The following is a 12,862-nucleotide window of genomic DNA, read 5'->3' as shown; positions in this document are numbered from 1 at the left end:
TTTTGCCGAGCGCATGTGTCACGCCTGGAATTCGATAGCGGAAACGGGCATTGTGCAACCCTCGCGCGCGCTCCGCAGTCCCAGCTCAATCAAACCGATGACCTGCATCGCCTCATTGGCCGTGACGGGGTTGATGCCCTTGCCATGGATGGCATCGCGTACCGCGCTGTAGTAGGCAGGGTAGTCACCCGCCACGCAGTTTATTTCGCGCCTTGCGCAAGCGCCATCAAGCCAAACTGACACCGCGGCAGGCAAGGGGTCAACTCCCCAGTCCCGCGCTGGCGGACGCTTTCCGGCTTTCAGCGCATCCTCTTGTGGATCAAGACCCATCTTGACGAAACTGCCCAGGTTTCCATGCACTGTGAAGCGCGGCCCCGGGGTCAACGTCAGAGCACTGCCATGCAAAATGATCCGGCTTTGGCCATAGCGCAACACGGCGTGAAACCAGTCCGGAGTCTTTGCTTCATCGCGTTGCTGGGCGAGGTCCAGCGCAATCGATTCGGGAAGCCCGAATAACTGCAGCGCCTGATCCAGTAGATGTGCTCCAAGGTCGTACCACAGTCCGCCGCCCGTATCGGCTTGTTCGCGCCAACGGCCAAGAACTTCCGGCCGGTAACGATCAAAATGCGATTCAAAATGAACGATTTGGCCCAGTTCACCGGAGGCAATGACCTGGCACACCGTCAGGAAGTCTGCATCCCAGCGCCGATTGTGGAAGACGGAGAGCAGGCGCCCAGCGGTCTGTGCTTTTGCCTGCAGTTGCCGTGCTTCGTCCAACGTGACCGTAAAGGGTTTGTCGACCACTACATGCTTGCCTGCGGCCAGCCCTGCGCAGGCGAGCGAAAAATGTGTGTCGTTGGGTGTTGGTATCACCACCAGGTCAATGTCCGGACGCGCAAAAAGCCGCTCTGCAGTTGCTTCGACCTGCACATCGGGCCAATCCGCGTACACCTTGGAAGGATTGCTGCTTGAAATCGCGGCAAGCCTGAGACCCGGGATTCCCGCTATCAAAGGTGCATGAAACGTTTTGGTGGCATAGCCGTAACCGACGATGCCAACGCAGAGAGTTTTAAGCACAAGGTACCCCTTTCAGGTTGACCGCTTATCGAGGTTGCGTCACGCGCTCGACCGTCTCAGTCGTGATTGCCGCCGATTCGCCCACATAGTTGCCTGCAACAAGTGCCTGGGCCAGGCCCTCAGGAAGCCCATGCTTTGCAAACACCGGGTGCTCGCTGATGGTTGTTATAAACGGAACCCCTTCGGATTGGGAGCGCTGCGCCGCTTCGTAGAGCACTTTGTGTGCTTCGTGGCGTCCCATCAGCCCGGTCAGCCGCATCATGACGGCTTCCGAAGCGATCAGGCCATCTGACAGTTCAAGATTTTGCCGCATCGCCTCAATGTTCACGGTAAGACCCTTTGCCAGCCTGGCAAGGGTCTCGGCAATGGACACCGAGATGATGGCGATTTCTGGAAGCAGGGTGTCGGTCACGTTGGTTGCCGACGAATCGCCTTCGTCCATGCGCACCATGGCTTCAAGGGCCGCAGGCACCCGCATCCGCATCATGCGCGCAAGGCTGACCAGCAGCAGCGCAGTGGAAGGATTGCGTTTCTGCGCCATGGTCGAGCTGCCTACCTTGCCCATGTGAAACGCTTCCGCAACCTCCCCGATTTCTGTGCGCTGCATGAATACGACGTCTTGCGCGATTTTCTGCGCGGTACCTGCAAGCAGCCCCAGTGCCGAAATGTAGTCGCATACGCGATCGTAGGACGAACGGCTTGGCAGTCCGGCTGGCGGTAGCCCGAGTTGCTCAGCCATGCGGGCTTCCACGGCCCGGCCTTTGTTGCGCATCGCCGCGAAAGTGCCTATCGCGCCGCCCATGCACGCGACGAACGACGAAGCCAGACGCCGCGTCAGGCGGTCGCGGTCCCTGTCCAGTTCGTCAATCCAGCCGGCAAGCTTGAAGCCGAACGTCATCGGCAACGCATGTTGACCGTGTGTACGGCCCGCCATCACCGTTGCCCGGTGTTCCTGCGCCAGCCGGCCAAGTGCGGCGATCGCAGCATCCAGATGACCCATTAACAAGTGGTGTGTTTCACGCATCTGCAGTGAACTTGCGGTATCGAAGATGTTCTGGGTCGTCGCCCCCCAATGGATATAGCCCGCTGCCGGGTCGCCGCACAGTTCCTCGAACTGGGAGAGGACGGGAACAAGCGGATGTTGTGCAAACGCGATGTCCCTGGACAGGCGTTGCAGATCGAAGAGCCGGGCATTGGCCTTCTTTCCAATGATTTGCGCGGCCTCGGCGGGAATGACGCCAAGCTCGGCCTGGGCATGAGCCAGTGCTGCTTCAACATCGAGCCATGCCTGCAACGTGGCCCTGTCGCTCCAGATGCGCTTGGCTTCGCCGCTGAACCAGTGGCTGGTAATAAATGATTCAAACATACTGGTATTCATGGACGGCCTGGATTGTGACGCGGCAAGCCTGGTGGCGTACTCGCTAAATTTTTGATTGATGCATATTGTATTTATGTAATTCAATGTTTTATATAGAATAATTTGAAAATTAATACAAATTACAATAAATATAAATACAATACAATTACCATGCACTCAGCTGGTACATAAAACATGGAGACACATCATGGAAGATCTTTTTGCTCGCCAGTGGGCCGGGCGTCGCAGGCTGTTGAACCAGCTTGCCTTGCTGGGCGCCGGCGCGTTATTACCGGGCATTGGCCGCGCACAATCGGACAAGCCTGTATCGCTGATAGTCGGGTACTCTGCTGGCGGCAGTGCCGATCTGGTCGCCCGCGTTGTGGGTACCGAGCTGTCAAAGCGCCTGGGGCGCCAGGTCATCGTCGAGAACGTTGCGGGCGCCAGCGGCATGATTGCCGCGCAAAAAGTGCTCAATGCGCCAGCTGACGGGAACTTCATCTACATGGGAGGCACGGATACCGTGCTAGTGCCAATGGTCAATCCGAAGACCAGGCTTGATTGGGAGAAGGACCTTCTGCCGGTTGGAAGAATGACCACGGTGCCCCTGGTATTCGCCGTCCCCGCGGGTTCGCCCCACGCGACGCTTTCCGACCTGGCGGGTGCGCTACGCAAAAGCGGTAAAGAGAACTTCAATTACGCAACGCCCGGAATTGCGACGATGCAACATCTGTACGGCTCGCTCATCAATAAGCGGGCGAAGGTGGAAATGTTGCATATCCCGTACCGTGGTGGTGCCCAGATCGTGAATGATCTTGTTGGTGGCCAGGTGGACAGCGCGGTGCTGGTCTTGTCAACGGCGATGCCCTTTCTCAAGGAGGGCAAGATCAAGGCCCTGTCGGTGTCTGATGGGGCACGCGTTCCGCAACTGCCGAATGTCAGGAGGATTGGCGAGGAAGAAGGCTTCAACGGAATTTCGCTGCCGCTCTGGCAGGGCCTGTTTGTGAAAGCGGGAACCTCCCTTCCTATCGTGGCCGCTTATGAAAAAGCATTGCTGGACGCTCTCGCGCAGCCCGACGTGCGCACAAAGCTGGCGGAAGCCGGCATCACGGTCGCTCCGATGGCCGGCCGTGAGCTTCGTGCGTTCGTCAGTCCTCAGGCAGCGCTGTACCGCGATATTGTGAAGACCGCAAAAATCACCATGGAATGACAAGCGGCTCATCCTGGCCCGGTTGCGATGAAAAAAAGATGACGGCATTGCCAGTCAGTCCTGGCGGTAATGGGAGGCTTTTGGCCGACATAGGCGGGACCAACGCACGCTTCGCATGGCAGACCGGTGCCGGGGCATCCATCGATGACCTGGTGATATTGCCTTGTGCCGGATATGCCAGCCTTGCGGATGCAATCCGGCATTGCCTGGGCGTTGTGAGGCGAAGCGCCCCTCCTGGCTGCGCAATCGCGATTGCCAATCCAGTGCATGGGGATCAGGTTCGAATGACCAACCATCGCTGGACTTTCTCGATCAAGGCACTGGAGGGGCAATTCGGATTCACGAAGCTGCGGGTGCTGAATGACTTTACGGCGCTGGCTCTGGCACTGCCCGCATTGAGACCAGAGGAGTTGCGCCAGGTTCAGGGCGGAAAGCCCGCCTCTTTCGCTGCGATGGGTTTGATCGGGCCCGGTACCGGTTTGGGCGTTTCGGGGCTGTTGCCCGACGGGCAGGGCGGCTGGATCCCGATCGAGGGGGAAGGCGGACATGCTACTTTGGCGGCTTGCACCCCGCGTGAGCAGGCGGTACTTCATTGGTTAAGCCGCCGCTACGGCCATGTTTCGGCCGAGAGAGCCGTGTGCGGCCAGGGCCTGGTGGATATCTACCTGGCGATCAAGGAAGTCGACGGCTGCGCACCTGATGTCGGGCTTGATGCGGCGACCATAGCGTCGGCGGCACTGGACGGGGGTGATCCCTGGTCTCGCGAGGCACTCGATCTTTTCTGCGCGTTCCTCGGAACGGTCGCGGGTAATCTGGCACTGACGCTCGGCACTCGCGGCGGGATATTTATCGGCGGCGGCATCGTTCCGCGCATGGGAGATGTTTTCGAGCGCACGGCGTTCGGGCAACGCTTCAGGGCAAAGGGACGCTTTGCACAGTTCCTGGCAGACGTGCCGGTGTACGTCATTCAGTCCAGGCAGTCACCTGCGCTTCGCGGCGCCGCAATTGCGTTGGACAACCCGTCCGCTTCAGCGCCTGGTGTTCCGCGAGACGGGTGACGCGGCTCGCGGTGCCGATGGAACTCACGCTCTATCGTTGATCCCTCAGCGTTTACGCAATCTGCCCGAGCAAAAGGAACTCCATGAGCGCCTTTTGCGCGTGCATCCTGTTTTCAGCCTCGTCCCAGACCACCGACTGCGGGCCGTCGATCACGTCGGCTTCGACTTCTTCGCCGCGGTGGGCAGGCAGGCAGTGCATGAAAAGCGCATCAGGCTTGGCTGCGGCCATCATCTCGGCATCCACGCACCAGTCGGCGAAAGCTTTCTTGCGTGCTTCGTTTTCGGCCTCATAGCCCATGCTGGTCCATACGTCGGTGGTGACCAGGTCGGCACCAGCGCAGGCCTGCATCGGGTCCTTGAAGACCTTGTAGCTTTCGGCCGAGCGGATGCCGGCGATGGACTGGTCAACCTCGTAGCCGCCCGGGGTGCTCACGTGCACCTTGAAGCCGAGGATTTCGCTGGCCTGCAGCCAGGTATTGGCCATGTTGTTGCCGTCGCCCACCCAGGCCACCGTTTTGCCCTTGATGGAGCCGCGGTGCTCGATGTAGGTGAATATGTCGGCCAGGATCTGGCAGGGATGGAATTCGTTGGTCAGGCCGTTGATGACCGGCACGCGTGAGTGCTCGGCAAAGCGGTCGATCTTGGTTTGCTCGAAGGTGCGGATCATCACCAGATCGACCATGCGGCTGATGACCTTGGCGCTGTCTTCAATCGGCTCGGCACGGCCTAGCTGGCTGTCGCCGGTGGTCAGGTGCACCACACTGCCGCCCAACTGGTACATGCCGGCTTCAAAGCTCACGCGCGTGCGCGTCGAAGCTTTTTCAAAAATCATCGCCAGCGTGCGGTCGACCAGGGGCTGGTGTTTTTCGTAGGCCTTGAATTTCTTTTTGATGATGGCGGCGCGCTCGAAAACGTAGGCATATTCGGCCGCGTTCAGGTCGCTGAACTGCAAATAGTGCCGCACTAAAGGAGCCCCCACGCTTGCCACTGCGTGTGCTGCGCTGCCCCCCGAGGGGGCTAATTTTCCTTGGGGCGGCCCGGCGGAAAATTCTTTCGTTGCGGTCATGCTGATTTTTCTTTCAAAAGCTGCTTGATCAGCGGAACCAGAATGGCCACCGCTTCGTCGGCTTCAGCCGTGGTCATGATCAGCGAAGGCACCATGCGGATCACGGTGTCGGCGGTCACGCTCAGCAGCAGGCCGTTTTCGGCGGCGCGGGCGAGCAGCTCGCCGCAAGGCACTGTCAGCTCAATGCCCAGCATGAGGCCGCGGCCGCGAATTTCTTTCAAACCTTTTTCGCCTGCGAGTTCGCGGGCCAGCGCCGCGCGCAGATGGTCGCCCACCTTCACGGCGTTGGCGAGAAGGCCATCTTCTTCCATGATGCGGATGGTTTCCACCCCCGCACGCATTGCCAGCGGGTTGCCGCCAAAAGTTGTGCCGTGGTTGCCGGGGCCAAAGATATGTGCAGCCTTGGGGCCGGCCACCACCGCGCCAATCGGCACACCTGAGCCCAGGCCCTTGGCCAGCGGCATCACGTCGGGCTTGATGCCCGACCATTGGTGGGCAAACCATTTTCCGGTGCGGCCCATGCCGCACTGCACTTCGTCGATCATCAGCAGCCAGTCGCGTTCGTCGCACAGCGCCCGCACGTCGCGCAGGTAGTCGTCCTTCATGCTGTTGATGCCGCCTTCGCCCTGGATAGCTTCAAAAAACACCGCGACTACATTCGGGTTGTTGGCCGTCGCCGCTTTCAGCGCATCGATGTTGTTGAGCGGCACGCGGATAAATCCCTCCACCAGCGGGCCGAAGCCGGCCTGCACTTTGGGGTTGCCGGTGGCGCTCAAGGTGGCGATGCTGCGCCCGTGAAAGGCTTTCTCATAGACGACGATTTCCGGACGCTCAATGCCCTTGTCGTGGCCGAACTTGCGCGCCAGCTTGAGTGCGGCTTCGTTGGCTTCCAGGCCGGTGGAGCAGAAAAATACGTTTTCCAGGCCCGACAGTTCCACCAGTTTGGCGGCCAGGGTTTCCTGCAAAGGCACGTGGTAGTAATTGGAGCTGTGGATGAGCTTGGCGATCTGCTCCTGCAGCGCGGGCACCAGCCTGGGATGGTTGTGGCCCAGCGTGTTGACGGCGATGCCGCCCAGTGCGTCGAGGTAGGCCTTGCCGTTAACGTCCCAGACGCGGCAGCCTTGGCCGTGGTCCAGCGCGATGGGCAGGCGGCCGTAGGTGTTCATCACGTGGGGGGAGGCGGCTTCAATATGCTTTGGCAGGGCGGCGGTCATGGAGAACTCCGGAACAAGGGCTGTAACAGGGCTGAAAATCGGAGGCCCGCAGCGGATAGATGAGGGCCTGGGCTGATTTTAGGCGCAGACTCTGCAGCCTTTTGTGACGATCCTGCATCACTGCAATGCAGGCGCCTGGTGCTTCTCCTGCACCCTCCGTCATTGAAAATTAAGCGCCAAGTCTTATATAAGAGTCGCAAATAAGATAGAATTGTTGTGCGGTGCAACATGGGGCGAATACGATCCCTTTCCCACGTCAGGCGCCGCAAAAACCCTCCATCCGATGGTCTCCAACACCGCCAAAGAAGTCTTCATCCAGGGTATTACCCGCGACGGCAAAACCTTCAGGCCCAGCGATTGGGCCGACAGGTTGTGCGGTGTGATGAGCCATTTCCGTCCGGGCGGCCCGCAGCCCGGCAGCCACCTCACCTACTCCCCCTGGTGCGTGCCCACCGTCATCAACGGCGTCAAATGTGTGGTCGTCAACTCTGAGTTGCGTGAAGCCGAGCCCATGGCCTGGGACTTCGCCATCAACTTCGCCAAAGACAATGATTTACAGGTGGCTGAAGCCTGCCTGATTCCCGAGCCGCCCGCTCGCTGAGGGCAGGCCGGCTTCACCGGCCTATTTCTTTTTTCCTTCGGTCAGCCAGGCCTGTATCTGGGCATCTGTCACGCCGGATTTGCACCAGGCGGCCACGAGCCGCGCCTCGGACCCCAACTGGTGGTGCTTGGCATCGGCAGCGGGGGCGGTCAGCAAGGTGGCGGGCGTGCCGGCTGCCACCAGTTTTTGCTGGAATTCCTGCTGCGATTCAAAGGCCACGGCCGAGTCCTGCGGGTCGCCCAATACGAACACGCGGCGCCGTCCGTCCGGCTTGATACCGGCGATATGGTCGATCGGGTCGTACACGGCCGACAGAGGCTGTCCCGTCTGGTCCAGCCCGCGCTGGGCTTCCTTGCTGCCGAGTAGTCGGGCCCGCGTCTTGGTGCTCACCGCGCCGCTGGCGACCACGGCGCAATCGATGTCCGTGCGGCCCAGTGTCAGTGCCGCACCCACCAGTCCGCCGCCGCCGCTCAGGCCTGTCAGCTGGATGCGCTGGTAACCGTATTTTTTCTTGATGGCATCGATCGCCGCGTTTGTCAGATGGGCTTCCACCGGCATGCGGCGCTCGCGCAAATGGCTCGCGCCGGTGCTGCCGTAAGCGCCTGGCCGGCCTATGCGGATCACCGGCAGGCCAATTTCCTTGGCCGAGCGTTCGGACCGCGCAATCTGGAGGCTCCGGCTGGCGGATTTGACATAGGCCTCCCTGGCTTGCGCCATGCCGCCGCTCAGGACGTCGCCATGCATGAAGAGCACGGCGGTTTCCGCGCCGGAAGCATTGGCACTGGGAAAGTAGCGAATGCAGCCTTTGGCGGTGCGTTCGGCGCTACCGCTCGAGGCACCCTTCGCGCCACTGCGTTTCCACCCAGACGGCATCCTGCTTGGCGTTGCACTCCGCTTGGCTGATGGTGCCGGGATTGAGCAGCTCGTTGAAGTCGAAGATTTCGTCGTCGGCCGCATGAACAGTGCCCAGGCTGGCCGCGATGAGGACCGGCAGAACGAGTGCGCGCATGGCCCGCCTTTTCTTGTTGAAGTAACAACAGTTGAGCAAGGCGGCTTGTCCCGTTGCGCCCTGTCTGCGCTTGAGTCTAAGTGAAGCGCCCAACAAAAAAGCCGTCTTTCGACGGCTTTTTTGCTTTGCTGCAGCGCACCCTACAAAACGGCGGACGGTATTTTCAAAATGCCGTCCGGGCGATTTGCCTGATTGCTCAGGCGGCCTTTGCGGGGGCCAGTGCCAGGGCTTTCACCTTGGCGGACAGGCGGCTCTTGTCGCGCGCTGCCTTGTTCTTGTGGAAGATGCCCTTGTCGGCAACCGTGTCCACAATGCTTTGGGCCTTGGCGAACAGGTCTTTGGCTTTGTCTTTGTCACCGGCTGCAACGGCTTTTTCGACGTTTTTCACAGCGGTGCGGTATTTGGAGCGCAGCGAGGTGTTCGCAGCGTTGAGTTTGACGTCCTGGCGGACGCGTTTACGGCCCGACGCGAGGCGGGGGTTCTTTTTCTTGGGTTTGGCGGTAGCCATATATAAATTCCTTTAATCCTGGGGAGGAGTCTGTGGATGTTGCAGCAAAGCCCACGATTATATACCCCCACGGTCGCTCACTGCGTGTAGCTCCCTGCCCCCCGAGGGGGCCGCTGCGCCTGCGGCCCGGCAAAGCCGGTTCCGCGGCCCCTGCTGGTATGGGAGGGGGCTGGGCGACTGGCGGGGGCTAAACTCCATGCGTGTCACTTTTCAAATCTGCCTCTACCGTCTCCCTTCTGACCCTGGTCTCCCGAATCACCGGTTTGGTGCGGGAACTGCTGATTGCCTCGACTTTTGGGGCCAGCGCCATGACGGATGCCTTCAATGTGGCATTTCGCATTCCCAACCTGTTCCGGCGGCTGTTTGCCGAGGGGGCTTTCAGCCAGGCTTTTGTGCCGGTGCTGGCTGCGAGCAAGGCCCAAAACGGCGAAGCCGAGACCAAACTGCTGATAGACCGGGTCGCCACTTTACTGGCCTGGGCGCTGCTTTTGACCTGTGTGGCCGGCGTGGCGGCAGCCCCGGTGCTGGTCTGGGCCATGGCCAGCGGCCTGAAGCAGGAGGCGCGCGGCTTTGAGGCTGCCGTGTTCATGACGCGCTGGATGTTCCCCTACATCGGCTTCATGTCGCTGGTAGCGCTGTCCTCGGGCGTGCTCAACACCTGGCGCCGGTTTGCCGTGCCGGCTGCCACGCCGGTACTGCTCAACCTTTCCATGATTCTGGCGGCCTGGCTGGGCGCTCCCTGGTTCAAGGCACACGGGATCGAGCCGGTTTACGCCCTGGGCGGTGGCGTGATGGTGGGCGGCATCCTTCAACTGGCGGTGCAGGTGCCGGCGCTGTTGCGGCTGGGGCTGCTGCCGCGCATCGGCTGGAACCCTTCTGCGATCAAGGCGGCCTGGGCCGATCCGGCTACCCAAAACATCACCCGGCTCATGGTGCCGGCTTTGCTGGGTGTCAGCGTGGCGCAAATTTCGCTTCTTATCAATACGCAGATCGCTTCGCACCTCACGCCCGGCAGCGTCAGCTGGCTCACTTATGCCGACCGCCTGATGGAGTTCCCGACCGCAATGCTGGGTGTGGCCATTGGTGTGGTGCTGATGCCGCAGCTCTCGGCCGCCAAAGCCGCCGGTGACGCCGCGCGCTATTCGGCCATGCTGGACTGGGGCCTGCGCATTGTGGTGCTGCTGGCTGTTCCCTGTGCCGTGGCCCTGATGACGTTTGCCCAGCCGCTGGTCGCCACGCTTTATCACTATGGCGCTTTTACCGACCGCGACGTGCAGCAGACTACTACGGCCTTGATGGGCTACGGCGCGGGCCTGCTGGGACTGGTGGCCATCAAGGTACTGGCGCCAGGTTTTTATGCGAGCCAGGACATCAAGACGCCGGTGCGCATTGCGGTGGCCGTGCTGGTGGTGACACAGCTGCTCAATCTGGCGCTGGTACCGTTTTTGCAACATGCCGGGCTGGCGCTGGCCATCGGTATTGGCGCGCTCATCAACGCGCTCTGGCTGCTGTGGGGGCTCAAGCGGCGCGGCAGCTACACGCCGGCGCCCGGTTGGGGCATGTTTTCGGCACAGGTGGTGGGTGCCAGTGCGTTGCTGGCGGTTTTTCTGCTGTGGGCGGCCGGGGCCGTGAACTGGGTCGGCCTGAAGAGCCAGTACCTGGAGAGAATAGGGCTGCTGGCGCTCGTCCTTCTTGCGTCAGGCGCTATTTATTTTATAGCGCTGTGGGCGTCTGGCCTGAAGGTGCGAAAACTCCTGAAACACTGAGCTGTCGCCTTTTTCAGACTCTTCAAGGGCATTCCTTGATTCCCTTTTTGCGCCGGTTTATGAGACAGTAGGGTATGCAATTAAATCTGACCGTACCGTCTCCATTGCAGTATTTCTCCAGCCTTGTGGAAAGCGACGAGCATTTCCCCCTGCTGGAAGCCGCCGTCAGCCTGGCGCAGGACGAATACCCCGACCTTGATGTGCAGCAGGTGCTGGGCGATGTAGACCAGTTGCTGGCCCGCCTCAAGCGCCGCCTGCCTGCCGATGCTCCCGCGCTGCAGCGCCTCCGGGCACTGAACCAGTTCTTCTTCCACGACCTGAACTTCGGCGGCAACGTCAACGATTACTACGACCCCGACAACAGCTACCTGAATGCCGTGCTGCGCACACGCCGCGGCATTCCCATCACGCTGGCGGTGCTATGGCTTGAGCTGGCCCTGGGCCTGGGCCTCAACGCGCGCGGCGTGGCCTTTCCCGGGCATTTCATGGTGAAGGTCAACCTGCCCAAAGGCCAGGTTGTGATTGATCCGTTCAGCGGCCAGTCGCTCAGCCGCGAAGAGCTGTCCGAGCGGCTGGAGCCTTTCCGGCAACGCAGCAACGCCGACGAAGAATTTGAGGTGCCGATGGGCCTGTACCTGCAGTCGGCGCCGCCGCGCGAAATCATCAGCCGCATGCTGCGCAACCTCAAGGAAATCCACAAGACGCAGGAAGACTGGCAGCGCCTGATCCCCGTGCAGGACCGCCTGATCGTTCTGCAGCCGGAAGCATGGACCGAATACCGCGACCGCGGTCTGGCCTGGGCCGCGCATGGCGAGCCCGAGCGGGCCATTGCCGACCTGGAAATCTATCTTGCCAACGCCGAAGACGCGCTTGACATTGACACCATGGCCGAGCGGCTGACCCAGCTGCGCCAGAGCCGCCACTGAGTTTCCCTGCTGTGTCCCCGGTTTGCCTGCTCCGGCATTGCTATTGATTTAATAGCTGCTTGCGCCCGTCCTCAGGGCGTCGCAGGCACTTTTCTCAAAGAAGTTCGATCTCGCTGAGCGTGAGAAAGCAGCTTTCCCTTGTGATCGCCACAAAGTCTTCCAGCCAGGGCCGGCCTGACATGGCTTGCGTGCACGCGACATAGAGGCGCCCAGTCAGGCCCTTTTTGCCGATCGGTCTTGCGCTCACGTAACCTCTGTCCAGGTAACTTTGCACGGCCCATTTGGGCAGGGCGGCGATACCGCGGCCACTGGCCACCAGCTGCAGCATGGCAATCGTCAGCTCGGTCGTACGGCGCGCAGGCTTGACGCCGGCCGGCTCCAGCACCTGGCGCACCACGTCGAGCATTTCGTCAGGTACCGGGTAGGTGATCAGGGTTTCGTTGGCGAAGTCCCTTGCCGTGAGATGTGTTTTGGCCGTCAGCGAGTGGTCGTTCGCCAGCAGCGCCATGATTTCAAAGCGGAACAGCGGGTGGAAATCCACGGTTTCGCTGGCGTCTTCTTCCGAGACGATGGCGATGTCGGCGCGGTCCTGCAGCACGAGTGCAATCGGGTCGGGGTGGAAGCCCGAAACAATGTCCAGCTCTACCTCGGGCCAGCGTGAGCGAAACGAATCCATGGCCGGCATCAGCCAGTCAAAACAGGTGTGGCATTCCACGGCGATGCGCAACTGGCCCGAGCGCCCGGTGGCCAGGCGCGCTACGTCGCGCTCGGCTTCCTCAACTTGCGGCAGCACCGCGTCGGCCAGCGCCAGCAGCCTGAGGCCCGTGGTGCTGAACTGCGGGGGTACGGACTTGCGCTCGAACAGCGGCGTGGCGTAGCGCTCTTCAAGCAGCTTGACCTGATGCGAGAGCGCCGACTGCGTGAGGTTGAGCAATTGCGCCGCGCGCACCAGGCTGCCGCTGTCGCGCAGGGCGGTTAGCGTGCGCAGGTGGCGCAGCTCAAGGATGGACGGGCTCATCAGTTATTCCTTGCAGATCGTCAGCAGATTAATCGATGAATCAATTATTTTC

Annotated in this window: 13 protein-coding genes; 5 read left to right on the top strand and 8 right to left on the bottom strand. The window is 61.0% G+C overall.

Translation table 11 applies throughout. The annotated features are described in order from the left end of the window. Positions 1–18: 18 nt before the first annotated feature. Positions 19–1,077, bottom strand: coding sequence for an oxidoreductase (locus AC1D11_RS04490; RefSeq protein WP_477647349.1), 1,059 nt, complete (start codon positions 1,075–1,077; stop codon positions 19–21). A 25-nt stretch (positions 1,078–1,102) separates the two neighbouring features. After that, positions 1,103–2,455 carry a class-II fumarase/aspartase family protein gene (locus AC1D11_RS04485; protein ID WP_477647350.1) on the bottom strand — a complete coding sequence of 451 codons (1,353 nt, stop codon included), beginning with the start codon at positions 2,453–2,455 and terminating at the stop codon, positions 1,103–1,105. A gap of 187 nt (positions 2,456–2,642) precedes the next feature. Here AC1D11_RS04485 and AC1D11_RS04480 point away from each other — a divergent pair, with 187 nt between their 5' ends. Together AC1D11_RS04480 and glk are read left to right on the top strand one after the other, a co-directional pair. After that, positions 2,643–3,644: a Bug family tripartite tricarboxylate transporter substrate binding protein gene (locus tag AC1D11_RS04480; protein WP_477647351.1), complete on the top strand. Its 1,002-nt coding sequence runs from the start codon at positions 2,643–2,645 to the stop codon at positions 3,642–3,644. Next, positions 3,641–4,702 (top strand): glucokinase, encoded by a 1,062-nt coding sequence (glk, locus tag AC1D11_RS04475; protein WP_477651168.1) that lies wholly within the window; start codon positions 3,641–3,643, stop codon positions 4,700–4,702. Before AC1D11_RS04480 ends, glk begins: the two co-directional genes overlap by 4 nt. A gap of 52 nt (positions 4,703–4,754) precedes the next feature. Here the strand turns inward: glk and argF are convergent, their stop codons facing one another. Then, positions 4,755–5,666: an ornithine carbamoyltransferase gene (argF, locus tag AC1D11_RS04470; RefSeq protein ID WP_477647453.1), complete on the bottom strand. Its 912-nt coding sequence runs from the start codon at positions 5,664–5,666 to the stop codon at positions 4,755–4,757. A gap of 98 nt (positions 5,667–5,764) precedes the next feature. Beyond that, a complete protein-coding gene (locus AC1D11_RS04465) occupies positions 5,765–6,982 on the bottom strand; it encodes an acetylornithine/succinylornithine family transaminase (RefSeq protein ID WP_477647353.1) in 1,218 nt (405 codons plus the stop codon). 283 nt (positions 6,983–7,265) lie between these two features. Between AC1D11_RS04465 and AC1D11_RS04460 the strand changes: the two genes are divergently transcribed. Next, positions 7,266–7,583: a DUF3579 domain-containing protein gene (locus tag AC1D11_RS04460; protein ID WP_477647354.1), complete on the top strand. Its 318-nt coding sequence runs from the start codon at positions 7,266–7,268 to the stop codon at positions 7,581–7,583. 21 nt (positions 7,584–7,604) lie between these two features. Here the strand turns inward: AC1D11_RS04460 and AC1D11_RS04455 are convergent, their stop codons facing one another. The 3 genes from AC1D11_RS04455 to rpsT form a co-directional block, all read right to left on the bottom strand. Further along, a complete protein-coding gene (locus AC1D11_RS04455) occupies positions 7,605–8,456 on the bottom strand; it encodes a hypothetical protein (RefSeq protein ID WP_477651167.1) in 852 nt (283 codons plus the stop codon). Further along, positions 8,407–8,592, bottom strand: coding sequence for a hypothetical protein (locus tag AC1D11_RS04450; protein WP_477647356.1), 186 nt, complete (start codon positions 8,590–8,592; stop codon positions 8,407–8,409). The genes AC1D11_RS04455 and AC1D11_RS04450 overlap by 50 nt, the downstream gene beginning before the upstream one ends. Before the next feature lie 196 nt (positions 8,593–8,788). Further along, the gene (gene rpsT / locus AC1D11_RS04445) at positions 8,789–9,100 is read right to left on the bottom strand and encodes a 30S ribosomal protein S20 (protein WP_007864125.1); all 312 of its coding nucleotides are present in this window, start codon (positions 9,098–9,100) and stop codon (positions 8,789–8,791) included. A gap of 200 nt (positions 9,101–9,300) precedes the next feature. Between rpsT and murJ the strand changes: the two genes are divergently transcribed. Both murJ and AC1D11_RS04435 read left to right on the top strand, forming a co-directional pair. Next, positions 9,301–10,866, top strand: a complete 1,566-nt coding sequence (gene murJ, locus AC1D11_RS04440) for a murein biosynthesis integral membrane protein MurJ (RefSeq protein ID WP_477647357.1) — start codon at positions 9,301–9,303, stop codon at positions 10,864–10,866. Between the two features lie 74 nt (positions 10,867–10,940). After that, positions 10,941–11,792 carry a SirB1 family protein gene (locus tag AC1D11_RS04435; protein ID WP_477647358.1) on the top strand — a complete coding sequence of 284 codons (852 nt, stop codon included), beginning with the start codon at positions 10,941–10,943 and terminating at the stop codon, positions 11,790–11,792. Between the two features lie 94 nt (positions 11,793–11,886). On the opposite strand, the gene AC1D11_RS04430 is transcribed toward AC1D11_RS04435, so the two are convergent. Continuing rightward, entirely contained in the window at positions 11,887–12,810 is a 924-nt protein-coding gene (locus tag AC1D11_RS04430; RefSeq protein ID WP_477647359.1) for a LysR family transcriptional regulator, read from the bottom strand. Between the last annotated feature and the right edge of the window lie 52 nt (positions 12,811–12,862).

The organism is Polaromonas sp. P1_E11, assembly GCF_056405995.1.
The sequence above is the reverse complement of the archived record's forward strand: the minus strand, read 5'-3'. Positions and strand labels throughout refer to the sequence as shown.

Excerpts from the sequence above, each read along its gene's own strand:
- AC1D11_RS04485 (WP_477647350.1), bottom strand. The coding sequence starts at position 2,455 with ATGAATACCAGTATGTTTGAATCATTTATTACCAGCCACTGGTTCAGC.
- AC1D11_RS04480 (WP_477647351.1), top strand. The coding sequence starts at position 2,643 with ATGGAAGATCTTTTTGCTCGCCAGTGGGCCGGGCGTCGCAGGCTGTTG.
- glk (WP_477651168.1), top strand. The coding sequence starts at position 3,641 with ATGACAAGCGGCTCATCCTGGCCCGGTTGCGATGAAAAAAAGATGACG.
- AC1D11_RS04465 (WP_477647353.1), bottom strand. The coding sequence starts at position 6,982 with ATGACCGCCGCCCTGCCAAAGCATATTGAAGCCGCCTCCCCCCACGTG.
- AC1D11_RS04460 (WP_477647354.1), top strand. The coding sequence starts at position 7,266 with ATGGTCTCCAACACCGCCAAAGAAGTCTTCATCCAGGGTATTACCCGC.
- AC1D11_RS04455 (WP_477651167.1), bottom strand. The coding sequence starts at position 8,456 with ATGCCGTCTGGGTGGAAACGCAGTGGCGCGAAGGGTGCCTCGAGCGGT.
- AC1D11_RS04450 (WP_477647356.1), bottom strand. The coding sequence starts at position 8,592 with ATGCGCGCACTCGTTCTGCCGGTCCTCATCGCGGCCAGCCTGGGCACT.
- rpsT (WP_007864125.1), bottom strand. The coding sequence starts at position 9,100 with ATGGCTACCGCCAAACCCAAGAAAAAGAACCCCCGCCTCGCGTCGGGC.
- AC1D11_RS04435 (WP_477647358.1), top strand. The coding sequence starts at position 10,941 with ATGCAATTAAATCTGACCGTACCGTCTCCATTGCAGTATTTCTCCAGC.
- AC1D11_RS04430 (WP_477647359.1), bottom strand. The coding sequence starts at position 12,810 with ATGAGCCCGTCCATCCTTGAGCTGCGCCACCTGCGCACGCTAACCGCC.